The organism is Mannheimia sp. USDA-ARS-USMARC-1261 (assembly GCF_000521605.1).
Taxonomy (GTDB): Bacteria; Pseudomonadota; Gammaproteobacteria; order Enterobacterales; family Pasteurellaceae; genus Mannheimia; species Mannheimia indoligenes.
This window is the reverse complement of record NZ_CP006942.1, coordinates 901,487-926,344: the sequence shown is the minus strand read 5'-3', so window position 1 is coordinate 926,344 and position 24,858 is coordinate 901,487. Positions and strand designations below refer to the sequence as shown.

At 40.0% G+C, this 24,858-nt stretch carries 23 protein-coding genes; 12 read left to right on the top strand and 11 right to left on the bottom strand.

The features are described from left to right. Window positions 1-54 precede the first annotated feature (54 nt). The 4 genes from glgA to glgB form a co-directional block, all read right to left on the bottom strand. A complete protein-coding gene (glgA, locus tag X781_RS04470; protein WP_025235765.1) occupies window positions 55-1,491 on the bottom strand; it encodes a glycogen synthase GlgA in 1,437 nt (478 codons plus the stop codon). Window positions 1,492-1,589: 98 nt separating this feature from the next. Further along, entirely contained in the window at window positions 1,590-2,903 is a 1,314-nt protein-coding gene (gene glgC, locus X781_RS04465; protein WP_025235764.1) for a glucose-1-phosphate adenylyltransferase, read from the bottom strand. Beyond that, a complete protein-coding gene (glgX, locus tag X781_RS04460) occupies window positions 2,896-4,911 on the bottom strand; it encodes a glycogen debranching protein GlgX (RefSeq protein ID WP_025235763.1) in 2,016 nt (671 codons plus the stop codon). The genes glgC and glgX overlap by 8 nt, the downstream gene beginning before the upstream one ends. Before the next feature lie 9 nt (window positions 4,912-4,920). Next, a complete protein-coding gene (glgB, locus tag X781_RS04455; protein ID WP_025235762.1) occupies window positions 4,921-7,158 on the bottom strand; it encodes a 1,4-alpha-glucan branching protein GlgB in 2,238 nt (745 codons plus the stop codon). Between the two features lie 287 nt (window positions 7,159-7,445). On the opposite strand from glgB, the gene fruB reads away from it, so the two are divergent. Genes fruB through X781_RS04440 form a run of 3 tightly spaced genes read left to right on the top strand, consistent with a single transcriptional unit; the run spans window position 7,446 to window position 11,591 of the window. Next, a complete protein-coding gene (gene fruB / locus X781_RS04450; RefSeq protein WP_025235761.1) occupies window positions 7,446-8,930 on the top strand; it encodes a fused PTS fructose transporter subunit IIA/HPr protein in 1,485 nt (494 codons plus the stop codon). Window positions 8,931-8,939: 9 nt separating this feature from the next. Further along, window positions 8,940-9,872: a 1-phosphofructokinase gene (gene fruK, locus X781_RS04445; RefSeq protein ID WP_025235760.1), complete on the top strand. Its 933-nt coding sequence runs from the start codon at window positions 8,940-8,942 to the stop codon at window positions 9,870-9,872. 60 nt (window positions 9,873-9,932) lie between these two features. Continuing rightward, entirely contained in the window at window positions 9,933-11,591 is a 1,659-nt protein-coding gene (locus X781_RS04440) for a fructose-specific PTS transporter subunit EIIC (RefSeq protein WP_025235759.1), read from the top strand. Between the two features lie 55 nt (window positions 11,592-11,646). Here X781_RS04440 and rarD read toward each other — a convergent pair whose 3' ends face one another. Next, window positions 11,647-12,510, bottom strand: coding sequence for an EamA family transporter RarD (gene rarD, locus X781_RS04435; RefSeq protein WP_025235758.1), 864 nt, complete (start codon window positions 12,508-12,510; stop codon window positions 11,647-11,649). A gap of 142 nt (window positions 12,511-12,652) precedes the next feature. On the opposite strand from rarD, the gene X781_RS04430 reads away from it, so the two are divergent. From X781_RS04430 to X781_RS04420, 3 genes are all read left to right on the top strand, one after another. After that, on the top strand, window positions 12,653-13,237 hold the full coding sequence (locus X781_RS04430) for a LemA family protein (protein ID WP_025217026.1): 585 nt from the start codon (window positions 12,653-12,655) through the stop codon (window positions 13,235-13,237). 80 nt (window positions 13,238-13,317) lie between these two features. Beyond that, the gene (locus X781_RS04425; protein ID WP_025235757.1) at window positions 13,318-13,776 is read left to right on the top strand and encodes a TPM domain-containing protein; all 459 of its coding nucleotides are present in this window, start codon (window positions 13,318-13,320) and stop codon (window positions 13,774-13,776) included. Beyond that, window positions 13,773-14,639, top strand: coding sequence for a TPM domain-containing protein (locus X781_RS04420; RefSeq protein ID WP_038643918.1), 867 nt, complete (start codon window positions 13,773-13,775; stop codon window positions 14,637-14,639). The genes X781_RS04425 and X781_RS04420 overlap by 4 nt, the downstream gene beginning before the upstream one ends. A gap of 83 nt (window positions 14,640-14,722) precedes the next feature. On the opposite strand, the gene X781_RS04415 is transcribed toward X781_RS04420, so the two are convergent. After that, window positions 14,723-15,793 (bottom strand): PhoH family protein, encoded by a 1,071-nt coding sequence (locus tag X781_RS04415; RefSeq protein WP_025235755.1) that lies wholly within the window; start codon window positions 15,791-15,793, stop codon window positions 14,723-14,725. Between the two features lie 14 nt (window positions 15,794-15,807). Continuing rightward, on the bottom strand, window positions 15,808-16,533 hold the full coding sequence (fadR, locus tag X781_RS04410) for a fatty acid metabolism transcriptional regulator FadR (RefSeq protein ID WP_025235754.1): 726 nt from the start codon (window positions 16,531-16,533) through the stop codon (window positions 15,808-15,810). Between the two features lie 139 nt (window positions 16,534-16,672). Between fadR and nhaB the strand changes: the two genes are divergently transcribed. From nhaB to brnA, 5 genes are all read left to right on the top strand, one after another. Further along, window positions 16,673-18,214, top strand: a complete 1,542-nt coding sequence (gene nhaB / locus X781_RS04405) for a sodium/proton antiporter NhaB (RefSeq protein ID WP_025235753.1) — start codon at window positions 16,673-16,675, stop codon at window positions 18,212-18,214. Between the two features lie 66 nt (window positions 18,215-18,280). After that, window positions 18,281-18,820 (top strand): disulfide bond formation protein DsbB, encoded by a 540-nt coding sequence (dsbB, locus tag X781_RS04400; RefSeq protein ID WP_025235752.1) that lies wholly within the window; start codon window positions 18,281-18,283, stop codon window positions 18,818-18,820. Between the two features lie 75 nt (window positions 18,821-18,895). Continuing rightward, window positions 18,896-20,086, top strand: a complete 1,191-nt coding sequence (gene metC, locus X781_RS04395) for a cystathionine beta-lyase (protein WP_025235751.1) — start codon at window positions 18,896-18,898, stop codon at window positions 20,084-20,086. 143 nt (window positions 20,087-20,229) lie between these two features. Beyond that, the gene (locus X781_RS04390) at window positions 20,230-20,526 is read left to right on the top strand and encodes a BrnT family toxin (RefSeq protein WP_025235750.1); all 297 of its coding nucleotides are present in this window, start codon (window positions 20,230-20,232) and stop codon (window positions 20,524-20,526) included. Continuing rightward, on the top strand, window positions 20,510-20,752 hold the full coding sequence (gene brnA / locus X781_RS04385) for a type II toxin-antitoxin system BrnA family antitoxin (protein WP_025235749.1): 243 nt from the start codon (window positions 20,510-20,512) through the stop codon (window positions 20,750-20,752). Before X781_RS04390 ends, brnA begins: the two co-directional genes overlap by 17 nt. A gap of 29 nt (window positions 20,753-20,781) precedes the next feature. Here the strand turns inward: brnA and X781_RS04380 are convergent, their stop codons facing one another. The 3 genes from X781_RS04380 to X781_RS04370 all read right to left on the bottom strand — a co-directional run bounded on the left by X781_RS04380 (window position 20,782) and on the right by X781_RS04370 (window position 23,567). After that, a complete protein-coding gene (locus X781_RS04380) occupies window positions 20,782-21,870 on the bottom strand; it encodes a 5-methyltetrahydropteroyltriglutamate--homocysteine S-methyltransferase (protein ID WP_025235748.1) in 1,089 nt (362 codons plus the stop codon). Between the two features lie 155 nt (window positions 21,871-22,025). Next, the gene (pyrE, locus tag X781_RS04375; RefSeq protein ID WP_025235747.1) at window positions 22,026-22,667 is read right to left on the bottom strand and encodes an orotate phosphoribosyltransferase; all 642 of its coding nucleotides are present in this window, start codon (window positions 22,665-22,667) and stop codon (window positions 22,026-22,028) included. A 57-nt stretch (window positions 22,668-22,724) separates the two neighbouring features. Continuing rightward, the gene (locus tag X781_RS04370) at window positions 22,725-23,567 is read right to left on the bottom strand and encodes a 23S rRNA (adenine(2030)-N(6))-methyltransferase RlmJ (RefSeq protein ID WP_025235746.1); all 843 of its coding nucleotides are present in this window, start codon (window positions 23,565-23,567) and stop codon (window positions 22,725-22,727) included. A gap of 64 nt (window positions 23,568-23,631) precedes the next feature. On the opposite strand from X781_RS04370, the gene ampD reads away from it, so the two are divergent. After that, complete coding sequence (ampD, locus tag X781_RS04365) at window positions 23,632-24,183, top strand: 1,6-anhydro-N-acetylmuramyl-L-alanine amidase AmpD (protein ID WP_038643911.1); 552 nt, start codon at window positions 23,632-23,634, stop codon at window positions 24,181-24,183. A gap of 1 nt (window position 24,184) precedes the next feature. On the opposite strand, the gene rluA is transcribed toward ampD, so the two are convergent. After that, a complete protein-coding gene (rluA, locus tag X781_RS04360) occupies window positions 24,185-24,853 on the bottom strand; it encodes a bifunctional tRNA pseudouridine(32) synthase/23S rRNA pseudouridine(746) synthase RluA (protein WP_025235745.1) in 669 nt (222 codons plus the stop codon). Between the last annotated feature and the right edge of the window lie 5 nt (window positions 24,854-24,858).

Below are 24,858 nucleotides of genomic sequence, written 5' to 3'. Positions count from 1 at the left end.
GAATTTACAAATTTTTTTGCAAATTTAACCGCTTGTAATAATATTTTGAATATATTAAATAATTTCGTGATATAAATTTTGATATTGTTCAGCCACTTTCGCCCAACCAAAATCTTGAGCCAGCGCATTTTGGCGAACACTTGACCAAAGCTTCTGTTTTTGCCACAAATTAATCGCTCTTATTGCCGCCTCTAAAAACGCCGGTGCATCAGGATAATCAAACACAAAACCTGTTGCGGTGCGGTTTTCAATACTCTCTTTGTGGCTATCAAATACCGTATCGGCTAATCCGCCTGTGCGGCGAACAAGTGGCAATGTGCCATATTTCAAGCCGTAAAGTTGAGTTAATCCACAAGGCTCGAAACGGCTTGGTACAAGAATCACATCGCCACCGGCTATAATTTGATGAGAAAGTGCTTCATCATAACCAATCTTAATACCGATTTGGTTCGGGTATTTATGTTGGAAATAACGTAATGCATTTTCCAAATCCGGCGAACCACTGCCTAGCACGATAAGCTGTACATTGTGCTGCATTAGCGTATCAATATTCGCTAATAAGAAATCTGCCCCTTTCTGCTCGGTTAAACGAGTAACCATTACCATTAATAGGGCTTCTTTTTGTTCCGGCAAACCAAAAATACGTTGCAATTCCGCTTTATTTTTCGCTTTACCGTGCATATAGTTAGGACGGTAATTGGCAACAATATAGGTGTCGGTTTCAGGATTCCAAACATCATTATCAACACCGTTTAAAATCCCTCTCAATCTGCCTTGATATTGGCGAGTGGCAAGTAAGCCGTGTAAACCTGCCCCTGCAATCTCTTCAGTAATTTCACGTGCGTAAGTTGGGCTTACTGTCGTAATACGATCAGCAAAATATAAACCTGCTTTAAGGTAAGAAATTTCACCATAAAACTCTAAGCCTTCAGCCTGAAAAAACTCCCAAGGTAAACCAAGCTCAGCCAGATGGAACGCATTAAAACGCCCTATATAGGCAATATTATGAATAGTAAATACGGTTTTGACGCTGCTACCCCAGCTTTTCAGATAAGCACAAGCAAGACCTGCCTGCCAGTCGTGAGCGTGTAACACTTGGGCTGAACCCCACCAGTGATCCAAGCCTTGAGCAAGTTGAGCACCTATATAGCCTAATAACGCAAAACGTTTGTAGTTATCGATATAATCTTGATAATTCGCATCGTGATAAGGATTACCATCACGCATAAACAGATGTGGTGCATCAATTACATAAACGCCTAATCCGTTGAAATAGGCAAATCGAACCGTAACTAAACCGGCAAAAGTACCCATTGTTGCCACTTCTACGGTTTCACCTAAGGTTTGGGCAACTTTAGGATAATAAGGAATTAATACTCTGGCATCATTACCTGCTTGTTGTTGAGCAAAAGGCAGAGCCCCCATAACATCAGCCAGTCCACCTGTTTTAATCAGCGGATACATTTCCGAGCATATATGTAAAATTTTCATTTTTTACCATTTAATTGTGTTGCAAATTTTTATTAAATTTAGACCGCTTGAAAATAATACTTCGGGTATTTAAACCCGAAGTATTATAGCATCAATATTTAAATTGTATATTTAATATCCGTATTAACTTCTTTACCTGCCAGCTTATCTAGCATTGAACGTGTAACCAATACAATTCCATTTTTACTGACTCGGAAATTTTTAGCATCTTCTTCCGAATTAACCCCAATTTGCAAACCGTCCGGGATTACGCAATGTCGGTCAATCACCGCTCGTTTAATCACACAATTTTTGCCGATAGTAACTTGTGGAAGAATAACAGTATGCTCAATAACAGATTCTGATTCAACGTGAACACGGTTAAATAACACCGAGTTACTGATTTCAGCATCGGTAATCACACAGCCACCTGCAATTAATGAGTTATCTAAGGTTCTTGCACGCGTATGATTATAGAAGAAACGTGCCGGTGCAGTTTGCTGAGGGCGACCGTGAATCGGCCAAGACTCATCATATAAATCCAATTCAGGATCTTCAGAAACTAAATCCATATGAGCAGACCAATAGCTATCAATTGTTCCTACATCACGCCAGTAAATTGCACCACTTGCATTACGTCCTTTGCAAGAACGCTCGAATGGATGAGCGTATAACACGCCTTGCTCTACTGCTTTTGGAATAATGTCTTTACCGAAATCGTGCGATGTTCCCGGTGTTGAAGCCTCTTTTTCTAGCATTTCATAGAGATAATCTGCATTGAATACATAAATTCCCATTGAGGCTAAAGACGAATCAGGTTTGCCCGGCATTGACGGTGGATCAGCCGGTTTTTCCACGAACTCTTTCACTTTTAGTTTTTCATTTACCGCCATTACCCCAAATTCTGAGGCTTGAGAACGTGGCACTTCAATACAGCCCACCGTACATTTAGCACCTTGATCAACGTGATCTTTTAGCATTTGAGTGTAATCCATTTTATAGATATGGTCGCCTGCCAAAATAATGACATATTTTGGACGATAGTGTGATTTCATCATCGCCATATTTTGATAAACCGCATCAGCTGTACCACGATACCAAGTGTTTTCATCTAATTGCTGACGAGCAGGTAACATATCAATATATTGGTTACGCTCATAAGGCAAGAACGACCAACCACGCTGTAAATGACGCAATAGTGAGTGAGCGGCATATTGCGTAATAACACCAATTTTTAATAAATTTGAGTTAATGCAGTTAGATAACGCAAAGTCAATAATACGGCGGCTTCCCCCAAAATAAACAGCAGGTTTTGCACGTTTATCTGTTAATTCATAAAGACGAGAACCTCGTCCACCGGCTAAAATTAAAACCAACGTTTCATTCGTCAAATCTTGTCTTGCAACAAGAGCGGTTGATTCTTGGTTAAGCATGTTGTGTCTCCAATATTTTTGTGTGAATTCCATCACTTTTTTGAAGTACGCATACTCCCATATTATTGAGCGTAACTGATTGCGTTTCTGTCATCAAAGTACCGTTTTTTTGCCCGATAACCACTTTCCAGCAGCCTTTAGGCAATAAAAATTGCTGTTTCTGGCGTTTGGCATTGACCAAAATCAACCAGTTATCCTGTAATAAAATTGCTATTTCTTTTAAGCTATTATTATGCCAATCTTCAATTTGCAGCGGTTCTGCTAATGCATTGATCCAACGAACCGATTGACTGTCCCACCATTGATTTTGGGCTGAGAGCAGTGGGATTTTTTTTCGTAATGCAATGAGTTCGGCAACATAACCTATCCGAGCTTGGTTAGCATTTTCCCAATCTAACCAAGTGGTTTCATTGTCTTGGCAGTAGCCATTATTATTGCCTTGTTGAGTATGTCCCATTTCATCGCCGGCAAATAACATTGGCACGCCCCCCGAAAGAAGTAAGGTTGCCAATAAGCCACAAGCGGTCATTTCTCGCTGTTTTTTTACCGATTCATCATCTGTTTCACCTTCCACACCGTGATTATGGCTGAAGTTTTCGTTATGCCCATCACGATTTTGTTCGCCATTCGCCAAGTTATGTTTTTGGTTATAGCTGACTAAATCTTGCAGATTAAAACCATCATGAGCAGTAATAAAATTAATACTTTTCGAGGCGGAATGTTTGGAAAAAATATCATCACTGCCGGCAAAACGGCAGGCAAATAAGCCTAGATCGCCCTGATTATGTAGCCAGAAAGAACGCATATCATCACGATAACGATCATTCCATTGGTAAAACGGCTCGGGGAATTTACCAAGTTGATAGCCCTCACCACCAATATCCCAAGGCTCGGCAATTAATTTGATATGAGCGAGTTTCGAGCAACTTTGGATTGCCTTAAAAAAGTCCGCTTTTTCGGAAAAACTTGGGGTTCTGCCTAACACCGATGCTAAGTCAAAACGGAATCCGTCCACGTGGCACTCGTCCACCCAATAACATAAGCAATCGATTGCCCAACGGAGAATATTAAGATTGGTTAAATTAAGTGTATTGCCACAACCTGTCCAATTTTCATATTCGCCTTGCTCGTTTAGCCAATATGCGTGGTTATCAAGCCCTCTAAAACTGAGCATTGCACCGTCTTTACCACCTTCAGCAGTGTGGTTAAATACTACGTCCATAATCACTTCAATGTTGGCTTTGTGTAGTGTTTTCACTAATTGCTTAAACTCTTTAAGCGGATTTTTATTATCTGAAGCCAATTTCGGATCAACCGCAAAATTACCTAAAACATTGTATCCCCAATAATTTACTAAGCCTTGCTTTTGTAAATGAGGTTCATCAATATGGTAAGTAATTGGTAATAATTCTACCGCTGTGATACCCAGTTTTTTCAAATACTCAATGGAATTTTTATGAGCTAATCCTGCAAAAGTTCCTCTAATTTCTTGTGGTATAGCAGGATTTAACTGACTGAACCCTTTAACGTGCACTTCATAAATAATGGTTTCTGCCCAGGTATGGAAAAGTGGCGTATCATTTTCCCAATCAAATGTTTCATCAACCACCACCGATTTTGGGGCAATCTGTCCATTATCTCGCTCATCATTCCAAGCATACCACTTTACAGCCTCTTCACTACTCAGATCAGGCATTCCCTCAATGGCTTTGGCATAAGGGTCGATCAACAACTTATTTGCATTAAACAGCAAGCTTGCTTGCTCGTTTTGTTCTCCTTTAACTCGATAGCCATATTTCGTGCCAGTCCCCACACTTTCAACAAAAATATACCAAGTCTGTTCACTTACACTCATTGGAATGCAGGTTTCTTGATTACTTTCATCAAAAAGGCACAATTCAATAGCGGTCGCATTTTGTGAAAAAATTGCAAAATTTGTACCAAATTTGCCCGCTTGTATGCAGAGCGAACTGCCAAGAGGGAATGGTTTACCTCTAAAATACTTCATTTATATTTACTACTTTGCTTTTTTAGTTACTTTTTTCTGCACAGCTTTTTGCTTTTTCGTTTTTGTAATAAAAATAGTTGATAACGGTGGTAATGTAATATTAATAGAATGACTTCTGCCGTGTGATTCCACTTCTTCAGTCGCAAATTTATCCTCATTACTTACATTACTTCCACAATAGCAAGCTAAATCAGAGTTTAATATTTCTTGATATTCGCCGGCTTCGTTCACACCGATGCGGTAATCTTTACGCACTACAGGAGTGAAATTACTTACCACAATCACGCTCTCACCATTTTTTGCTTTACGCTCAAAGGCAAATACAGAATTATCGTGATCGTCCACCACAAGCCATTCAAAGCCTGCCGGATCGTAATCTTGCTCAAAAAGTGCTGGCGTTTCGGTGTATAAACGGTTCAAGGCTTTCACCCAACCTAACACGCCTTTATGCCATTCACCGCCTTCTTCGCCGAGCAGATACCAATCCAAACTCTCTTCAAAATTCCACTCTTTACCTTGTGCAAATTCATTTCCCATAAAGAGTAATTTCTTGCCCGGATAGCCCCACATATAGCCGTAATAAGCCCGCAAATTCGCAAATTTTTGCCAGCAATCTCCCGGCATTTTGTTCAGTAATGAGCCTTTGCCGTGCACCACTTCATCGTGAGAAAGCGGCAACACAAACTTCTCGCTATATTGGTAAGTCATTCCGAAAGTCATTAAATTGTGATGATAACGGCGATAAATTGGATCTTTTTGCATATAGCGTAAAGTGTCGTTCATCCAACCCATATTCCATTTGTAGTTAAAGCCTAAGCCACCATTATCAGTCGAATGCGAAACCCCTGCAAATGAGGTTGATTCTTCGGCAATCGCCGCACCACCTTGACTTTCATCGCGTAAAATATTGTTGGTGTGGCGTAAGAAATCGATCGCCTCTAAATTTTCACGTCCGCCATATTTGTTTGGAATCCACTCGCCGTCTGAGCGGGAATAATCACGGTAAATCATTGAAGCTACGGCATCCACCCGCAACGCATCAATGCCGAAACGTTCGATCCAATACAACGCATTACCCGACAGATAATTATTCACTTCATTTCTGCCGTAATTAAAAATTAAAGTATTCCAATCTTTGTGGTAGCCCTCTTTCGGATCAGCGTGTTCATAAAGATGTGTGCCATCAAAATAGACCAAACCGTGTTCATCAACAGGGAAATGCCCCACGACCCAGTCTAAAATCACGCCAATGCCTTTATCGTGTGCTTTTTGGATAAAATAACGCAAGCCTTCGGGCGTGCCAAAACGGCTGGTTGGGGAATAAATACCGGTAGTTTGATAACCCCAAGAGCCATCAAATGGGAATTCGGAAATCGGAAGGAGTTCAATATGTGTAAAGCCCATATCTTTAACATAAGGAATAAGTTCATCGGCTAACTCTTCGTAGCTTAGCCAATAGTTATTTTCCACATTTCGTCGCCAAGAACCTAAATGCACTTCATAAATAGAAATCGGTTTGTTTTCAGCATTCGCCGCACGGCACGTTTTCTCTAACGGCACGGTGCTTGGTAACCCCGACACAATTGATGCCGTATCCGGACGGAACTGAGAGGCAAAAGCGTAAGGGTCAGATTTTAAACGTAACACGCCGTTGCTATCCAACACTTCAAATTTATAGCACGCTCCCTTTTTAACGTTCGGCAAAAAAATATCCCATATTCCTGAATCCGGGTGAAAACGCATTGAATGGACTAGTCCATTCCAATGATTAAAATCGCCCACTACCGAAACACGCAAAGCATTAGGTGCCCAAACACTAAAATGCACGCCACCAACTTCATTTTGAGTAACTAAATGAGCCCCTAATTTTTCATAAGGACGAAGCTGTTTACCTTCGGCAAATAACCAATTATCCAGCTCTTGAATGTGAGTTTTGAAACGGTAAGGATCTTCAATATCTAAAGTTTCTCCCTCATATTCCACTAACAAGCGATAAGAAAAATCAATTTTTTTACCAATGATTTCGGCAATAAAAAAACCTCTATCATCAATTTTTAACATTGACGATACAGGTTTTCCTTTTAAATCAATAACTCGACAAGAAGTAGCGGAAGGGAGGAAAGCTCTGATGACAATACCGTTATCAATAGAATGAATGCCTAAATAGGAAAAAGGATCTTTACAATAACCGAGAGATAGTTGATCGATAAATGTTAAATCTCTGTCGGAGTAAGTATAATCTTGCATAGGCACTCCTTGCTTAAACGTTTAATACTCATATTTTAGTAGTTCTACTCTACCACTAAATAAAAATAAAAGAAGTAGATTTATTCTGTTTTTTGATGCAAATCACAAAATAATTTTTATGACTAAATCGATTTAGTTCGTGAATAAAGAATTAACCACCAAATTTGTGAGCTAGATCACATTTTCATAAATTTTAATTTTATTTAGCTATAACGGTTTAGCAAAAATAGAGTAAACTAACGCACAAATTTATAGTTTAAAAATCAACCTTAAAATAAGGAGTTAAAATGCTTAATTTATCGGCAAAAAACATCCGTTTAAATGGCTCGGCAAATAGCAAAGAAGAGGTTATCCGCCTTGTTGCAGCTGAATTAGTCGCAAATGGCAATGTCGCTGAAGGCTATGAAAGCGGAATGCTTGCCCGTGAAACCCAAACCTCAACTTTTTTAGGTAATGGCATTGCCATTCCACACGGTACATTAGATACCCGTGATTTAGTAAAAGAAACAGGCGTGCAAATTATCCAATTACCAGAAGGTGTTGAATGGGGGGAAGGCAATAAGGCTTATGTCGTTATCGGTATTGCAGCAAAATCAGATGAGCATCTAACCTTACTTCGCCAACTTACTACCGTTTTAAGTGATGAAGACGCCGCAAACCAACTTGCAAAAACACAAAATCTTGATGAATTTATTGCGGTTTTAAGCGGTAAGAAAAATCTCCCTACTCTTTGTGAAGAGCTTGTCTCCTTAAACGTTGAATCTTCAAGCCTCATTACTCTTTCTGCAATTAACGCAGCAAAACTACAAGAAAAAGGCTATGTTTCCCAAGCATTTATGAGTGATGTGATTTCAAACAATGCTTTAAATTTAGGCAACAATCTATTTATTACAGATTCAGCCAAAGGCAACCAAGCCAATGGTTTAGCCATTGCTCGTAATACACAAGGTCAAACGCTAGTTACCGTTGCTCAAACAGATAGCAGCTTACAATCTCTATTAGCTCAATTATTAAAAGCAGACGTTCGTACTCAATTTGCTAATGCGAATGCCGCTCAAATTATCGCTTTATTAAAAGGCGAAACAGTAGAATTGAACGCACCAGCAGTTCAAGCTTCTGCAAGTAACCAAGTTATTGGTACATTTACTATTCGTAACGACAACGGCTTACACGCTCGCCCGGCAGCACTTCTAGTGCAAACGGTTAAACCATTCACATCAAAAATCACGGTTGAAAACTTAGACCGTAGCACACCGCCAGCAAGTGCAAAAAGTGCGATGAAAGTGGTTGCTTTAGGAGCAAGTAAAGGACACCGTTTACGTTTTGTAGCTGAAGGTGATGATGCACAACAAGCGATTGAAGCATTACAAAAAGCAATTACCGAAGGTTTAGGCGAAAGTGTTTCCTTTGTGCCTGAAATTGAAGATACGATTGAAAGTGCTTCTGTTTCTACACCGGTTCAAGCTGAAGTAGCTACTGTAGCTGACCCTGTAGAAAACCAAAAAGAAGCGACATTCGTGATTAAAAACGAACACGGCTTACACGCTCGTCCAAGTGCCGTATTAGTAAACGAAGTGAAAAAATTCAATGCAAAAATTGAAGTGCAAAATGTTGATAAAAATTCACCGCTTGTTAGTGCCAAAAGCCTAATGAAAATTGTTGCCTTAGGTGTAACCAAAGGCACAACGCTGCGTTTTGTGGCAACAGGCGATGATGCTGAAGCAGCTCTTACTGCCATCGGTGCAGCAATTGAAGCAGGTTTAGGCGAATAAGGAAAAATTATGCGTATTGCAACTGTAACTCTAAACCCTGCCTTTGACTTAGTCGGACGACTAAAACGCATTGAAATTGGCGAAGTAAATACCGTTGAAACTTTAGGCTTATACCCTGCTGGTAAAGGCATTAATGTGGCAAAAGTGCTTGCGGATTTAGGCACAAACCTTGCTGTAACAGGTTTTTTAGGCGAAGAAAATCAAGGCGATTTCGTTAATGCGTTTAAACAGAATGGTTTAAATGACGAATTTTATCGTATTCAGGGTAAAACCCGCATCAACGTAAAAATTACTGAAACCGAAGCGGATGTAACCGATCTTAACTTCTTAGGCTTTGAAATTTCAGCTCAACACTGGGAAAACTTTGTCGCACAATCTTCCCAATGGAAAGATAAATTTGACTTAATCGCAGTTTGTGGCTCTCTCCCTCGTGGAGTAAGCCCAGAGCAATTTGCCGAGTGGTTGGAATCTTTACATCAGCAAGGGTTAAAAGTGGTGTTAGATACAAGTAATGCGGCTCTAACCTCTGGTTTAACCGCTCACCCTTGGCTAATCAAACCAAACCGCCGAGAGCTTGAAGTATTAGTGGGTCGCTCATTAAATTCAACCGAAGAGATTATTGAAGCAGCCCAACAGTTACGCAGTCAAGGTATTGAAAATGTCATTATTTCAATGGGTGAAAAAGGTTCGCTCTGGCTCAATAATGAAGGCGTGTTACAAGCTCAACCTCCTCGTTGTGAAAATGTGGTGAGTACCGTAGGTGCAGGCGATTCAATGGTAGCTGGTTTGATTTACGGTTTTTCTCAAGATTGGAATAAAAACCAAATCCTCAAATTTGCTTCAGCAACTTCTGCAAATGCAGTTGCTCAAAGCAATGTGGGAGTAGAAGATCGCAAAATGATTGATGAACTTGCAGAACAGGTAAAAATTACTGAATTATAAAATGTAGAGATACACTGCGTGTGTCCTACAATGAATTTTATTTACACATAGGAACTCCAAATGAATATTTCTTTTGTCTTCCCTCAAACACTTGGTAACGCTCGCCGTTTCTTAGTGAATGAAGTATTAAGCACAGCCGCTAAACAGCAAGGCTACAATGTTGTACCTGCCAACCAAGCTGATTTTGTCGTGTTATTTGATAACAATATCACCGCAGAAGCTGCCGGTAAGAAAGGGGCAATTTTAGATTTAGAACAAGCCTTTACTCAACCTGAAGCTAGTATTAAACAAGCGGTCGAAAATGCACAAATTTTTGCAAATGCCACTGCTACACCGACAATTTCTACTTCAGGCGTGAAGAACATCGTTGCCGTTACTGCTTGCCCAACAGGTGTGGCTCATACCTTTATGTCTGCCGAAGCGATTGAAAACTATGCGAAAGCTCAAGGCTGGAATGTGAAAGTTGAAACTCGTGGACAAGTGGGTGCAGGCAACCCGATTTCTGCTGAAGAAATTGCCGCTGCTGACTTGGTTTTCGTTGCCGCTGATATTGATGTGGATTTAGAGAAATTCAAAGGCAAACCGATGTATCGCACATCAACAGGTTTAGCTTTAAAGAAAACCGCCCAAGAGTTTGAAAAAGCCTTTGCACAAGCTAAAGTTTACGAAGGTGGTGTAACAAAAGCCGATAATGCAGAAGCTACAACAGGCGAGAAAAAAGGCTTGTACAAACACTTAATGACAGGCGTTTCGCATATGTTACCGCTTGTTGTTGCAGGTGGTTTGTTAATTGCTATCTCATTTATGTTTGGTATTGAAGCATTTAAAGATGAAACCATCGCAGGCGGATTACCGAAAGCATTAATGGACATCGGTGGCGGTGCAGCATTCCACTTAATGATTGCCGTATTCGCAGGCTATGTAGCCTTCTCTATTGCTGACCGCCCGGGTTTAGCGGTAGGTTTAATTGGCGGTATGCTGGCAACCACAGCCGGAGCTGGGATTTTAGGCGGTATCGTAGCAGGTTTCCTTGCCGGTTATACAGTGAAATTCTTAAACAGTGCAATCCAACTTCCACCAAGTTTAACTTCACTTAAACCAATTTTAATTTTACCGCTATTAGGTTCAGCCATTGTTGGATTATTAATGATTTACTTCATTAATCCACCGGTGAAAGCCTTAATGGACGCATTAGTAGAATGGTTAAACACAATGGGGCAAACCAATGCAATCATTTTAGGTATTGTACTAGGCACTATGATGTGTACCGATATGGGTGGTCCGGTGAATAAAGCGGCTTATACCTTCGGCGTGGGCTTAATTGCTTCACAACAATATATGCCAATGGCAGCGGTAATGGCAGCAGGTATGGTGCCACCAATTGGTATGGCTATTGCTACCTTAATTGCTCGCAACAAGTTCAACACCAACCAACGTGATGCGGGTAAAGCCTCATTTGTGCTAGGTTTATGCTTTATTTCAGAAGGAGCATTACCTTTCGTGGCAGCAGATCCTATTCGTGTAATCCTAAGCTCAATCTTAGGTGGTGCAACCGCAGGTGCAATTTCAATGGCTTTAGGCATTACCTTACAAGCCCCTCACGGTGGTTTATTCGTCATTCCATTTGTATCACGACCATTAATGTATTTAGCTGCAATCGCAATCGGTTCAGTAGTAACAGGTGTGGTTTACGCTACAATCAAACAAAAAGCGGAATAATTTACGAACAAAAAACGGAGCTAATGCTCCGTTTTTATTTTTATGTAATAGAAATTCACTTTCTTTCACGAAAACTATCCCAACTCAATAACCCAATCGAAACCAGCAAGCAGACCATTAAAATATAGGAGCTGGAATCCAGCGTTTCGCCGATAGCAAATGAAATCAGTAACATTACCAGCGGTTCAACATAGCCTAGTAATCCCAATACATTAATTGGCAGTAAATTACTGGAGGCAATGTAAAGAATAAAAGCACTACCGCTCACTAAACCGAGTAATGCGAGGTAGAAATAGATATTTGGGTTTTCAACAACAACTTGGCTCATTTCTACTTGACTGAGATAATACAAAGCGAAAGGAAGCACCAGCAATAATTCCACAAAAAATGTGGCTAAGTTATTAATTTGAAAATAGCGGCGAAGGGTAATATAAAGCGGATAGCCCAACCCAGCTACCCAAGTTGCCCAAGAAATTGAGCCTGAAGCAATCAAACTGCTACCAACGCCAATCATTGCAAAACCCAGCGAAAACCATTTTAACGGAGTGAACTGCTCCTTAAACACAATTTTACCGAGTGCGACTGCCACAATCGGTAACAAAAGATAACCAATCGAAACTTGCAACGCCTGCCCGTGATTAGGAGCCCATAAAAATAACCAAAGTTGTACACCTGTATTAAACGCAAGCAGTAAAATAATCGCTACAAGCGGTGGATTTTCACGAATTTTTTGCAAAAGCCCATAAAAATGCTTATGTTGCTTAAACAATATAATGGCAAAAAGGATAAATGGAATAACAACAACTATCCGAAAGCCAAACATCGCCTCGCCATCTAACGGGCGAAGTAAAACCGCAAAATAATAAACGATTCCAAACAATAAATTTGCCGAAAGTGAGGCTAAAATTCCTTTAAGCATTTGGCTTTACCATTAAAATTTGTAAATAATTCTCTGTCTTTTAATATGGTATGCAAAAATTTGTAAGTAATCTAGCTATATCGGCATTTTACCTATACAATGAACATAATTTTTCACTCTCTTTTATTTATAGGACCTAATAATGAAAAAGATTTTTTGGATTTTATTGATCGCTGTTCTTGCTGTTGGCGGTTATTCATTAACAAAATATAACGATTTAATGCGTGCGGAAGAAGACATCAATTCCGTGTGGGGTAATGTAGAATCTGCGTATCAACGCCGTGCGGATTTAATTCCAAACCTAGTAAACACCGTAAAAGGTCAAGCTAACTTTGAGAAAGAAACCTTAACCTCTGTGATTGAAGCCCGTGCGAAAGCAACTGCGGTAACCATTGACCCAAGCAATGCAACCGAAGAGCAAATGGCGAAATTCCAAGAAGCCCAACAAGGTGTAAACTCTGCCCTTTCACGCTTATTGGTTTCAGTTGAGAAATACCCTGAGTTAAAAGCACACGATGCGTTTTTAAACTTACAAGCACAGTTAGAAGGTACAGAAAACCGTATTAACGTTGAACGCAATAACTTCAACGAAAAAGTGAAAGAATACAACAAGCAAGTGCGTGAATTCCCAACTAAATTAGCAGCAATGATTATGGGCTTTAAAGCAAAACCACAGTTCAAATCTGAAGCAGGCTCGGATAAAGCACCACAAGTAAACTTTAACTAAGTTGTATTAAATTATCTATATTTTAAAGCAATAAGCTCTTTCAAATTCGGTGCTTATTGCTTTATTTTTAAGGGGATCAAATGGGATTATTTTCTTTTCTTTCTAATCAATTACCTATTGATACTAAACTTATCGAACAAGCAATCTATCATTTAGAGCAGCATACTTCTGCGGAATTGCGTGTGGTAGTAGAGCGAAAAGCTAAGATCGAGGAAATGCAAAATGCGGCTATGGTGCGTGCAAATCAACTATTTGATGAACTCAAAATGCGAGAAACCGCACAACGTAACGGCGTGTTGATTTATCTCTCATTTAAACCTCACTATGTTGCTGTAATTGGCGATGAAGGTATTCATCAAAAAGTAGGCGATGATTTTTGGCAAAAAATCTATCAAACAATGTGTATTGATTGCCAAAACGGTAATTATACTCAAGCAATTTGTGATGCCATTAAAATTGTGGAAGAGCCATTAGCCCACTATTTCCCTTATCAAGAAAATGATCAAAACGAGTTGTCTAATGAGGTGGTAATAAAATGATGAAATCTATTTGCAAAATTTCTCACTTTTTTGACCGCTTGTTATTCGTTCTACTTGCAGTATTTAGCGTAAATGCAGTGGCGGTAACTTATCCCGAGCCGCCAAAGCCGTTTTATTACATCACGGACTACACTAAAAACACGCTAAGCCAGCAAGAATGGCGAACCTTAGAAGATGCGTTAATTGCTAACCGTGCTAAAACAAGCTCGCAAATTGCCGTCGTAATTGTACCTAGTACGGAAGGCGAAGCGATTTCTACCTATGCTCACACCCTATTTAACAAATGGGGTATTGGGCGTAGCAAAAACAACGAAAACAACGGGGTTTTATTACTGATCGCCAAAAATGATCGCAAACTCTTTATTGCAACTGGGCGAGGGTTAGAAGGAGCATTGCCGGATGCCATTGCATCAAGCATCATTCGAAATGACATCACCCCATTCTTCAAACAAGATCAATATGCAGCAGGGATTGCTCGTGGATTATCAGCTATTATGGCAGCCATTAACGGCGAATATGCCCCTTATGCAAGTTATGGCGAAGAAGCTCAAGAAGCATTTGATGATATTGACGGATTACTCTTTTTTCTCTTTGCAGGAATGGTGATCTTCCTCATATTCCGCCCATGCGATAATACTTACATTAGCCCAAGCTCAATGGATCAATTAGGGAAAGTGCTAAGGGAAAGCCAACGCAGAAGTGGCGGTTTCGGCAGACACTCAGGTGGATTTGGTGGTGGCTTCGGCGGCGGTCTAGGTGGTGGATTTGGCAGAGACTCCGGCGGCTTTGGCGGTAGTTTCGGCAGTGGTGATAGCTTCGGTGGTGGCTCATCAGGCGGTGGTGGTGCCGGTGGGAGCTGGTAATTCCACTTCAGTTCCGATATAGGAATAGCACAAAATACAAGCGGTCAAATTTGCAAAAAATATCACAAATTTGACCGCTTTCATTATAATAATTCCGCTTGTGCCAGAATTTTTTCTTGCTCTAGAGCTAGTTTTTCCAATTTTTTCTGTTCTCGTCTTTCTTCATCAATAGCTTCCCAAGCGTCATAGGCTTGAACAATTTTTGCAACCACCGGATGGCGGACAATATCTTTGCTGTCAAAAAAGTTAAAGCTGAGATCGGGTACATCTTTTAGCACTTCCATTGCGTGCTTTAAGCCTGATTTTTGGCTACGGGGCAAATCCACTTGGGTAACATCACCCGTAATTACTGCTTTAGAATTAAAGCCAATACGGGTTAAGAACATTTTCATCTGTTCGGTGGTGGTGTTTTGGCTTTCATCTAAAATGATAAAGGCATCGTTTAGCGTTCGCCCACGCATATAAGCAAGCGGAGCAATTTCAATCACACCTCTTTCCATCAATTTTTGAGCTTTTTCAAAACCAAGCATTTCAAAAAGAGCGTCATATAATGGGCGTAAATAAGGTTCAATTTTCTGTCCTAAATCACCGGGTAAGAAACCTAGCTTCTCCCCTGCTTCCACCGCTGGGCGAGTCAGCAAAATACGGCGGATTTCTTGGCGTTCTAAAGATTCCACCGCAGCTGCTACCGCTAAAAAGGTTTTTCCTGTACCTGCCGGTCCAATACCAAAACTGATATCGTGGCTTAAAATATTGCGAAGGTAAGCTTGTTGATGCTCTCCTCGAGGCTTAATTACCCCCCGTTTGGTTTTGATTGCGATATCGCCTTGCGTACTTGCTTGCCATTGGTTTTGCAGTAGCATTCGGCTTTCTTGAATGGCTAGATGTACGTCTTCTAAACCCAACTCTTTGATTTTGCCTTTAATCGGTGCAGTTTCGTTATAGAGCTGCTTGATTAGCTTTACACTATTTTGAATAAGACCGGCAGAGTAATGGTTTTCGTCTGCGGATTGAATGGTAAAGTTAAACCCTTGACGGGAAATAACTAAGTTGAAACTTTTTTCGATAAGAGCTAAGTGCTCGTCAAACGCACCGCAAAGTGATTGCAGACGTGCGTTTTCTTGAGGTTCTAAACTAAAAATAATTTCGTTCAAAGCGTTGCCTTTTGTTACAGTTCGCCGAAATTTTCGGGAATATTTGCGGATAATTTCTTCCAAATTTCACCGCTTGATTGGCGGCTTTTCGCCATACAAGCGGTCGCTTTTTCGCTATCTTTTGCAATACAGGCTGCCAGTAGCGAGCGGTAAAAATTTAAGGTTAATTGACGGTTGTTCGGGTCATTAAAAAATATTTTCGCCACTTGATGATACATAGATTTGAAACTGTTTAAAATCAAGGCATAAACAGGTTTATTCGCTAAAAAGGTAAACTGTCTGAACAATTTATAATCAAATTCTGCATAAGCTACCGCAGTATTTTCCAAATTATCTAAGCCATCAAAGAGTTTTGCACTTTCTTCGGGCGCAAGTTTAACCGCTTCGGGAATATAGGCTTCTGCCATACGGGTTCGTAATGAAACGACATTTGAAATCACGACAGGCAGATAGTTTTTATCTAACTTAATAATAGTGCCAATAATATTCGGACCTGCGGTTTCCCAGATATAATTTACTCTGGTGGGTTTGCCGTGCTGAATGCTCAACCAGCCTTCACGAGCTAAGCGTTGTAATACTTCTCTTAGTGTAGTTCTTGTTACCCCAATACGTTCAGCCAATTCACGTTCAGCAGGAAGGTCAGATCCCGGAGGAAAATGATTATTCCAAATACTTTTTACAATATATTCTTCCGCTAATGCTGCCGGGCTCTGTGCTTTCAAAATGCTAGTGTTTTCCATTAGCTCCCCCAAAATATTATGTTTAAATACACTGTTTTTATTTATGATCAATTATTGTAAATAAAAAATGAGTTATCCTATTATCCTTTAATCTAAACTATATTACAATTGCAATATTATTTCACTTTTGGAGGTTCTTATGAGTAACATTGACGCTCTTTTTAAGAGTTTCTTAGGGAAAAGCCCTGAGTGGTACAAACTCTGTATTTTAGCATTTCTAATTATTAACCCTCTCATTTATTTCTTCATTAGTCCTTTCGTGGCAGGTTGGTGTCTGGTTGCAGAATTTATTTTTACCTTGGCAATGGCGTTAAAATGTTACCCTTTGCAACCAGGCGGATTACTTGCCATTGAGGCTGTAGTTATCGGTATGACTAGCCCTCACCACATTAAACACGAAATTATGGCAAATTTTGATGTTATTTTACTTCTGATGTTTATGGTAGCGGGTATCTATTTTATGAAGCAACTTCTGCTGTATATTTTTACCAAATTGCTTATTGCTATCCACTCAAAAAAAATTCTCTCTCTAGCTTTCTGTTTAAGTGCTGCTTTCTTATCTGCCTTCCTTGATGCTCTAACCGTAATCGCAGTGATTATCAGCGTAGGAACAGGTTTCTATGGGGTATACCATAAAGTTGCATCGGGCAATAGTTTTGAAGACTCAACCGATATTACCAATGATGAGAAAATTCTCACTCGTAAAGAAATTTTAGAACAATTTCGTAGTTTTTTAAGAAGTTTATTAATGCACGCCGGTGTCGGTTCTGCTCTAGGTGGTGTGATGACAATGGTGGGCGAGCCGCAAAACTTAATTATTGCTTCACAAGCTGAATGGGGATTTATTGAGTTTTTATTACGTGTTCTACCTGTTAGCTTACCTGTGTTAATTTGCGGTGTTGCAACGTGTTTTATTGTTGAAAAGTACAAATTATTTGGTTATGGAGATAGATTACCTCGCCGTGTTTGGGTTGTGCTTGCTCGTTATAATCAATTAAAAGAGCAAAAAATGACTAAGCAAGATAAGCTAAAAATGATCGTACAAGCCATTGCCGGTGTTTGGTTGATTATTGGTTTAGCATTACACCTTGCTGATGTAGGCATCATCGGTTTAACTATTATCATTATTTGTACGGCATTCTGTGGCATTACCGACGAACACGCTTTAGGTAAAGCATTCCAAGAATCAATGCCGTTTACTGCATTGTTAATTGTATTTTTCTCCGTTGTAGCAGTGATTATCGACTTAAAATTGTTCGAGCCGATTATCAGCTTCGTTTTATCAGCTGAAGAGCACTCACAACTTGCGTTGTTCTACATCTTCAACGGTTTATTATCAATGATTTCAGATAACGTGTTTGTCGGTACAGTATATATTAATGAAGCAAAAGCGGCACTCACCTCCGGTGTGATTAATCGTGAACAGTTTGACTTAATTTCAGTTGCTATCAACACCGGGACAAATTTACCGTCTGTAGCAACGCCAAACGGGCAAGCAGCGTTCTTATTCTTATTAACTTCTTCGTTTGCTCCGTTAATCAAACTCTCTTACGGCAGAATGGTATATATGGCTCTGCCTTATACCATTGTACTTTCAATTGTTGGCTTCTTGGCATTGGAATTTTTACTGCCATCAATGACTGAAGTGATGTTGAATTGGGGCTGGATTATTACACGTTAATCTAATATAGATAAGCTATACCAAATAAGGTAGAATGGACGCGTTTCATAAATATGAGGAATCATTATGCTCCATTATTTTAAAAATCTATCACTCTCTCGTGGTGCGTGGTTTTTTCTGGTATTAAGTTGTATTGTGCTAGAAGGTATCGCTCTATACTTTCAATACGGAATGGGCTTAGTGCCTTGCGTAATGTGCATTTATGAACGTGTCGCTTTATTTGGTATTTTATTTGCAGGTGTATTAGGTTTTCTTGGTAATCGATACACCGTTCTACGATGGTTAGCGATTCTAATATGGCTGGGGAGTGCCTTTAAAGGCTTAACGCTGGCACTTAAACATCACGATTATCAAGTTAATCCGTCGCCTTGGAATCAATGCGAGTTTAAGGTCGATTTTCCGCAAACATTGCCGCTTGATAAATGGTTACCGGACGTTTTCGCACCCGGTCCCGTAAATTGTAGTCAAAGCCAATGGGAAATGTTTGGTTTTTCTATGGCACAATGGTTAATCTTCACCTTTGCAGTTTATCTGATTTTTGCTGTGATTGTGTTAATCAGTCAATTTAAACGCAGCCGACAAAAAAACAGTTTTATTTTCCGTTAATACGGATTACAAGCGGTAAGATTTTGCAAAAAATTTGTAAAATCTTACCGCTTGTTTATTTATTAGGAGAAAAGAATGTCTAACTATAAAAATCTATCCACTAAACTTGTTCATACAGGGCGTAAAAAACGCTATACACAAGGGGCGGTTAATCCTATTATCCAACGTGCTTCGTCCTTAGTTTTTGAGTCATTGGAAGAAAAAAAATATGCTACCCAAAACCGTTATAAAGGAGCTTTATTTTATGGACGACGTGGCACACTGACCCATTTTTCACTCCAGGAAGCAATGTGTGAATTAGAAGGTGGGGCGGGTTGCTACCTCTACCCTTGCGGAGCCGCAGCGGTAACAAATTCCATCTTAGCCTTTGTGGAACAAGGCGATCACGTTTTAATGACCGGAGCAGCTTATGAGCCAACTCAAGAATTCTGCGATGTGCTGTTAAAACGAATGGGAATTTCAACTACCTATTACGACCCTATGATTGGAGAAGGCTTGAAAGCCCTTGTTCAACCTAACACTAAAGTGCTTTTTTTAGAGTCGCCAAGTTCGCTTACAATGGAAGTGCCTGATATTCCAGCTTTAGTCAAAGCTGCTCGTGAAGTGAACCCTGAAATCGTGATTATGATTGATAACACTTGGTCTGCCGGTGTACTTTTCCCTGCACTTGAACACGGCATTGATATTTCTATTCAAGCCGGTACGAAATATTTAGTCGGACACTCTGATGTGATGATCGGTACAGCGGTTTCTAACGCTCGCTGCTGGGATCAATTACGTGAAGGTTCTTACTTAATGGGACAAATGGTTGATGCCGATTCTGCCTACACCACCGCTCGCGGCTTACGTACCTTAGGCATTCGCTTGAGCCAGCACGAGAAAAGCAGTATTGAAATTGCAAATTGGTTAGCACAACGCCCTGAAGTGAAAGCGGTTTACCACCCTGCTCTTGAAAGTTGTCCGGGTAACGAGTTTTTCAAACGAGATTTTTTAGGAGCAAGCGGTCTATTTTCATTTGAACTTTGCGAAAAGCTCTCACAAGAAAAATTAGCCAATTTCTTAGAACATTTTGAATTATTTTCGATGGCTTACTCTTGGGGTGGGTTTGAATCCCTCATTCTTGCCAACCAGCCTGAAGAAATCGCTCGAATTCGTCCAGCTATTGAGCGGAAACTAACTGGCACATTAATTCGTATTCACGTTGGTTTAGAATCCGTAGAAGATTTAATTGCCGATCTTGAACAAGGTTTTGAGCGTATTAAGTAGCTACTCCTCCAATTAGACTATGTCAATGATTAAAAGTGATTTTCTCGATCTCTGTCGAAAAAATCACTTTTCCATTTTGAACCGCATCTCCATTTTATTTATGCTAGTACTCCATATTGTAAAAGGTATAAAAAAGGAATACTATGTATATCGAATTAAAATATACAGAGCCACTTTTATTTGAGTATGACCCCAATAAAAGTATTAGCAATCTTAACAAACACGGTATTGATTTTGAGCAAGCTAAGTTACTTTGGGAAGATGATCAAAGAGTAACTCTTGCATCTCGTTCAGATATAGAACTTCGCTACTTAACTATCGGAAAATTAAATGGTAAACATTGGAGTGCATTTTTCACTATGAGAAATGACACTATTCGTCTAATTTCTGTTAGACGCTCACGCAAAAAGGAAATATCTTGCTATGAAAAACACCATTAGTGCAGAAGAACTAGAACGTATTTTTGATGAAGGAAAAGAGGACGTTCTTCAATATTTTGATCTTTCCACCGCCCAACGACCGGGAATGATAAAACGAGTGAATGTAGATTTTCCTCATTGGATGGTTGAAGCATTAGATAAACAAGCTCGTCATTTAGGTGTACCTAGACAAGCATTAATTAAGATGTGGATTGCCGAAAAATTACCCGCTCACCCAATAAAATAGCAAGCAGGTAATTTTATATATTGGGGAGATTAATCCTCTCCCCAAACTTCTTTGGCGATTTCCTCCACAAAGCGAACTTTTGCCCATTGCTGAGCTTCAGACATAATATTGCCTTCCTCTGTCGAAGCAAAACCACATTGTGGACTTAGGCAAAGTTGCTCTAACGGCACATATTGTGCAGCTTCGGCAATGCGAGCTTTGATAGCTTCTTTATCTTCTAATTCAGGGAATTTCGAGCTGATTAAGCCTAACACCACACGCCCTTTATTGTTAGCGAAATGTTTTAACGGCTCAAAACCGCCTGAACGCTCATCATCATATTCTAAGAAATAACCATCATAGTTGGTTTGAGCAAATAAACCATCAGCGATTGGATCATAAGCCCCGGTTAATAAATAAGATGATTTATAGTTACCACGACAAACGTGTGTGGTGATAGTCATATCCTCTGGTTTATCGGCTAAAATCGCTTGAATATTGGCAACCGCTTGAGCTTTATCCGCTTCAAAAGTAGGTTGCTCAAAGTTGTTACACAGCGATCCCCAATACACATCATCAATTTGTAAATAGCGACAACCCGCATCATAAAAAGCTTTAATCGCTTCTTTATAGGCTTGTTGCACATCTTTCGCAAATGCTTCACGATTTGGGTAAATACCGTGATCCCATTGAACCGGATACATCAACTGGTTCGGGCTTGGAATAGTAAATTTCGCTACCGCACGCCCATCTACAATGGCATTAAATTTTTTGAAATGTTCAATAAATGGGTGGTTTGGATTCCACGACACTTTGCCACAACAACGAGTATTGTAAGGACGAACTTCAACGCCTTTAAACGCATAGGCTTTTTCCGGCACATAGCCCTCAATACCATTTAGATTTTCCAAGAAGTCGATATGCCACCAAGAACGATGATACTCACCATCTGTAACCACTTGAATGCCTGCATCTAACTGAGCTTGCACTAATTTTTTTACTTCTACGTCTACAATTTCATCACGCTCTTCAAGTGAAATTTTGCCTTCTTTATAGTCTGCGTGAGCTTTTTTCCAAGCCTCTGAACGTAAATATGAACCCACAGTATCTGCGTGAAAAGGTAATTTTTTGTCCGTCATTGTGTTTCTCCAAACTCATTAATATTGAGTAATATCCTAAGCCAATTGTGATCTACTCACAATGAATTTATCCATTTTTTCGCTGAAAAAATCTCAGCTAAATATGAAAATTATTCATAATATAATGATACAAGCGGTCTTATTTTCGCAAAAATTTACACACCATATTTTTCACGATATTCACACATCTTCGGCAAATAAGGGGCATATTGTGGCGATTTTTCAATAAAGGAAACCAAATCATCAAAATCCACAATCGAGAACACTTGGCAGCCATAATCACGTTCAACTTCTTGAATCGCTGAAAGCTCACCTTTACCTTTTTCTTTACGGTTTAATGCAATTAACACACCGGCTAATTCGGCATTGTTGGCGTTGATAATTTCCATTGATTCGCGAATTGCTGTGCCTGCGGTAATCACATCATCCACCAATAAAATTTTACCTTTCAGCGGTGAACCGATTAAGTTACCACCTTCACCGTGATCTTTCACCTCTTTGCGGTTAAAGCAGCAAGGCTTATCCACATCGAATTGATTAGCAAGGGCAACTGCCACAGTAGTTGCAATCGGAATGCCTTTGTAGGCAGGACCAAATAGCACATCATACTCAATATTTGAGGCTTGAATTGCTTGTGCGTAATATTCCCCTAATTTGGCTAAATCACGCCCAGTGTTGAAAAGCCCTGCATTGAAGAAATAAGGGCTGATTCTGCCTGATTTTAGGGTAAATTCGCCAAATTTTAAAACATTGCGGCTGAGGGCAAATTCGATAAAGTCGTGTTTATATTGTTGCATCGTTTTTTCCTGTTCTGACAAGCGGTTATTTTTCTCAAAAATTTTACTTTGTATAAATTACTCAGGCGTAATCCATTCTACCGTCCAAGAGCCTGTTCCTTCCGGCACAAGCACTTCGGTTAAATAAGGCAGAATATTTTTCATCTGTTGTTCAAGCTGCCAAGGTGGGTTGATTACAATCATTCCACTTGCGGTCATACCTCGTTGATCACTGTCAGGACGAACCGCAAGTTCAATTTGCAAAATTTTACGGATTCCGGTTTCCTGCAAACCACGCACAATGCGTTTAGTGTGTTGGCGTAACACCACCGGATACCAAATCGCATACACGCCTGTCGCAAAACGTTTATAACCTTCTTCAATCGCTTGCACCACCAATTCATAATCCTCTTTTAGTTCATAAGGTGGATCGATTAGCACAAAGCCTCGGCGTTCTTTTGGCGGTAAAGCCGATTTTAGCTGATGAAAACCGTTTTCACGCTTAGTTTGCACGTTTTTGGCTTTGGCAAATTCTTGGCGTAATAATGGGAAATCGTTAGGGTGAAGTTCGGTCAAAATCGCTCGGTCTTGCTCACGCAGCTGCTGAACCGCTAATAGCGGCGAACCTGCGTAATATTTGAGTTTTCCGCCACGATTAATTTTCTTCAGTTCATCAATGTATAAAGCGATTTCTTCAGGCAAATCATTACGTTCCCACAGGCGGGCAACACCTTCTAAATATTCCCCTGTTTTTTCGGATTCAAAGCTCAGCAAACTGTAACGCCCAACACCCGAGTGAGTATCAAGATAAAGAAAGCCTTTCTCTTTCTCTTTTAATGAACGTAAAATCAAAAGTTGAACGATATGTTTTAACACATCTGCGTGGTTGCCTGCGTGGAAACTGTGGCGATAACTGAGCATAATTTTCTCTTTTCTTGTAAAATATAGTTAGACGTGATTTTACCGTATTTACCCTATTTAAACTATGCAAAAATTGAAAATTCAGAACGGCTGTTTAGTTCATCAAAAACAAGTCCCCTCTCCCCATTTTAGCCAACGCCCAAGTGAAAATGATATTTCATTATTGGTTATTCACTATATTAGCCTTCCCCCCGAAGAATTTGGTGGGAATTTTATCGATCTTTTTTTTCAAGGCAAACTTGACCCAACTCTTCACCCTTATTTTGAAGAAATCCAAGATCTTCGAGTGTCTGCCCATTGTTTAATTAATCGTAAAGGCGAAATTACTCAATATGTCAATTTTAATGATATGGCATGGCACGCCGGAGTGTCTTGCTTTGAGGGGCGGGAAAAATGTAATGAATACTCGATTGGTATTGAACTAGAAGGGAGTAATAATCAACCCTTTACCAAAGCACAATATCAATCGTTGGCGAAACTCACGCAAGTGATTCAGAAAAGCTACCCACAAATTACCGATGAGAGAATCACAGGGCATAGCAATATTGCCCCGGAACGAAAAATCGACCCGGGGCAATATTTTGATTGGGAATATTACAGAAGCCTGTTGAGATAGCTTAGAACTCTGGCTCTGCAGTAAACGTCATTAACTCGCCCGTAATCGGGTGAGTAATAGTAAGCGATTCTGCGTGTAAACATAAGCGAGGCGATAGGCTTTTCGCTAGTGGATTAGCATAAAACTTATCGCCGATAATCGGATGCCCCAGTGCCAAACTATGCACCCGCAATTGGTGCGAACGCCCTGTAATCGGCGTGAGTTTTACACGAGTGGTATTATTGGCGTTATGAGCCAAAATTTCATAATGGGTAATCGCTTTTTTACCTCGCTCATAACAAATTTTTTGACGGGGACGATTTTCCCAATCACAAATTAACGGAAAATTCATTTCGCCTTTATCACCCACTTTCTCGCCTAATTTTCCCCAAAGTAACGCAATATAGTGCTTTTTCGGCTCACGATCACGAAATTGACGTTTCAATTCCTTTTCCGCTGCTTTGCTCAGAGCAAACAAAATAATACCGCTTGTTGCCATATCAAGGCGATGAGCCGGTTCGGTAAAACCATATTTTTTCTGCACTCGGGTCATCGCACTATCATAATATTCAGGTTGGCTACCCGGTACAGAAAGCAAACCACTTGGTTTGTTTAAAACTAAAATATGATTATCCCGATAAACCTCGTTCAAAAAAGGCTCGAGCGGTGGGTTATATTCAATTAATGCCATATTTT

What these genes read in the sequence shown, in the direction of transcription:
- glgA (WP_025235765.1), bottom strand. Translation starts at nt 1,491, where the DNA reads ATGAAAATTTTACATATATGCTCGGAAATGTATCCGCTGATTAAAACA.
- glgC (WP_025235764.1), bottom strand. Translation starts at nt 2,903, where the DNA reads ATGCTTAACCAAGAATCAACCGCTCTTGTTGCAAGACAAGATTTGACG.
- glgX (WP_025235763.1), bottom strand. Translation starts at nt 4,911, where the DNA reads ATGAAGTATTTTAGAGGTAAACCATTCCCTCTTGGCAGTTCGCTCTGC.
- glgB (WP_025235762.1), bottom strand. Translation starts at nt 7,158, where the DNA reads ATGCAAGATTATACTTACTCCGACAGAGATTTAACATTTATCGATCAA.
- fruB (WP_025235761.1), top strand. Translation starts at nt 7,446, where the DNA reads ATGCTTAATTTATCGGCAAAAAACATCCGTTTAAATGGCTCGGCAAAT.
- fruK (WP_025235760.1), top strand. Translation starts at nt 8,940, where the DNA reads ATGCGTATTGCAACTGTAACTCTAAACCCTGCCTTTGACTTAGTCGGA.
- X781_RS04440 (WP_025235759.1), top strand. Translation starts at nt 9,933, where the DNA reads ATGAATATTTCTTTTGTCTTCCCTCAAACACTTGGTAACGCTCGCCGT.
- rarD (WP_025235758.1), bottom strand. Translation starts at nt 12,510, where the DNA reads ATGCTTAAAGGAATTTTAGCCTCACTTTCGGCAAATTTATTGTTTGGA.
- X781_RS04430 (WP_025217026.1), top strand. Translation starts at nt 12,653, where the DNA reads ATGAAAAAGATTTTTTGGATTTTATTGATCGCTGTTCTTGCTGTTGGC.
- X781_RS04425 (WP_025235757.1), top strand. Translation starts at nt 13,318, where the DNA reads ATGGGATTATTTTCTTTTCTTTCTAATCAATTACCTATTGATACTAAA.
- X781_RS04420 (WP_038643918.1), top strand. Translation starts at nt 13,773, where the DNA reads ATGATGAAATCTATTTGCAAAATTTCTCACTTTTTTGACCGCTTGTTA.
- fadR (WP_025235754.1), bottom strand. Translation starts at nt 16,533, where the DNA reads ATGGAAAACACTAGCATTTTGAAAGCACAGAGCCCGGCAGCATTAGCG.
- nhaB (WP_025235753.1), top strand. Translation starts at nt 16,673, where the DNA reads ATGAGTAACATTGACGCTCTTTTTAAGAGTTTCTTAGGGAAAAGCCCT.
- dsbB (WP_025235752.1), top strand. Translation starts at nt 18,281, where the DNA reads ATGCTCCATTATTTTAAAAATCTATCACTCTCTCGTGGTGCGTGGTTT.
- metC (WP_025235751.1), top strand. Translation starts at nt 18,896, where the DNA reads ATGTCTAACTATAAAAATCTATCCACTAAACTTGTTCATACAGGGCGT.
- X781_RS04390 (WP_025235750.1), top strand. Translation starts at nt 20,230, where the DNA reads ATGTATATCGAATTAAAATATACAGAGCCACTTTTATTTGAGTATGAC.
- brnA (WP_025235749.1), top strand. Translation starts at nt 20,510, where the DNA reads ATGAAAAACACCATTAGTGCAGAAGAACTAGAACGTATTTTTGATGAA.
- X781_RS04380 (WP_025235748.1), bottom strand. Translation starts at nt 21,870, where the DNA reads ATGACGGACAAAAAATTACCTTTTCACGCAGATACTGTGGGTTCATAT.
- pyrE (WP_025235747.1), bottom strand. Translation starts at nt 22,667, where the DNA reads ATGCAACAATATAAACACGACTTTATCGAATTTGCCCTCAGCCGCAAT.
- X781_RS04370 (WP_025235746.1), bottom strand. Translation starts at nt 23,567, where the DNA reads ATGCTCAGTTATCGCCACAGTTTCCACGCAGGCAACCACGCAGATGTG.
- ampD (WP_038643911.1), top strand. Translation starts at nt 23,632, where the DNA reads ATGCAAAAATTGAAAATTCAGAACGGCTGTTTAGTTCATCAAAAACAA.
- rluA (WP_025235745.1), bottom strand. Translation starts at nt 24,853, where the DNA reads ATGGCATTAATTGAATATAACCCACCGCTCGAGCCTTTTTTGAACGAG.